This is a genomic window from Streptomyces javensis (assembly GCF_039525925.1).
GTDB classification, from domain to species: Bacteria; Actinomycetota; Actinomycetes; order Streptomycetales; family Streptomycetaceae; genus Streptomyces; species Streptomyces asiaticus.
The window spans coordinates 1-1,455 of record NZ_BAAAIF010000236.1 but is presented as its reverse complement, the minus strand read 5'-3'; the positions used below and the strand labels follow the sequence as shown (position 1 = coordinate 1,455).

Sequence of the window (1,455 nt, the reverse complement as noted above, 5' to 3'; positions counted from 1 at the left end):
CGGTCTCGTGGCGGGCCGGAACTGCGGTGGGGATGATGGTCGCGGTGGTGGCCAGGGCGGCTGGGGTTTGGTGTTGGAAGACTTGGCGGGGGGTGAGGAGGAGTCCTTCTTGGCGGGCGCGGCTGACGAGTTGGATGGACAGGATGCTGTCCCCGCCGAGGGCGAAGAAGCCGTCCTCGGGGCCTGTTTGTGGAAGGCCGAGGATGTCGGCGAACAGCTCACACAGTGTGCGTTCGTGCCCGTCGGCAGGGGCTCGTCCGCTGGTGCTCTCCGAAGTGGGGGTGGGAAGGGCCGCGTGGTTGAGCTTCCCGTTGGCGGTGAGCGGGAGGCGTTCCAGTGGGACGTAGTGGGAGGGGATCATGTAGTGGGGCAGCCGGTCGGCCAGCTGGGTGCGGATCTCCGCTGCGGGCGGTGTCTCGGCCCCTGCCCGCGCAGGGGTGAGGTAGGCGACGAGACGTCGATCGCCGGGCCGGTCCTCGCGGACGGTCACCACAGCCTGCCCGATCCCGGGATGCGCCGTCAGCGCGGTTTGGATCTCTCCGGGCTCGATGCGGAATCCGCGGACCTTGACCTGCTCGTCGGCCCGTCCGCAGAACTCCAACTGTCCCTCGGCGGTCCACCGCACCAGGTCCCCGGTCCGGTACATCCGCTCTCCGCTACCCGCACCGTAGGGGCAGGCCACGAACCGTTCCCCGGTCAGTCCGGGCCGCGCCCAGTACCCCCGCGCCACCCCGCACCCCGCCACGTACAGCTCGCCCACCACACCCACCGGAACCAAACCCAACCCCGCATCCAACACAAACACCCGGGAGTTCGGCACCGGGGAGCCGATGGGCACTGCGGTGGGCGCTGCTCCGTCGGAGTGCCACACCGTGGCGTAGACGGTCGCCTCGGTGGGGCCGTAGGCATTGGCGATACGCGCCTCGGGGAACCGGGACTGCGCGGTGGCCAGCAGCTGGGGGGAGAGGGCTTCGCCCGCCAGGACGATCGTGTCGAGCGACGAGACTTCGCCCTGGTGGTGGGCGGAGAGCAGGCTCTCCAGGACCGAGGGAACGGCACTCAGCAGCCCCCCGGCCCCCAGTAGCCCAGGGTCGGCCGCGGCGGACAGCAGATCGGGGACGAGCTCCACTGTGCCACCCAGCGTGAGCGGTACGAGCAGTTCAAAAACGGACACGTCGAAGGTGAATGACGTCGTCGCCCTCACATGCGCCAACCTGTCCGCGCCGAGGTCGTCCCGCGCCCAGGCCACCAGGTCCACCACATTGGCGTGGGAGACGACCACCCCCTTGGGTGTGCCCGTCGATCCCGAGGTGTAGATGACGTAGGCCGGATGTTCGGGATGCATCGGGGTGTGGCGCTCGCTGTCGGACACGTCCCCTGCGTCATGGGCTTCCGTATGGGTGTGGGTGTCGTCGGTGTCGAGGAGGAGCCAGGGCAGGGTGGTGGCGCTGGTGG

Annotated in this window: 1 protein-coding gene; it reads right to left on the bottom strand. The window is 69.6% G+C overall.

Annotated features, from left to right (window positions below):
• A partial coding sequence (locus ABD329_RS47730) for a non-ribosomal peptide synthetase (protein WP_344318276.1) occupies nt 1-1,455 on the bottom strand: 1,455 nt, incomplete at both ends.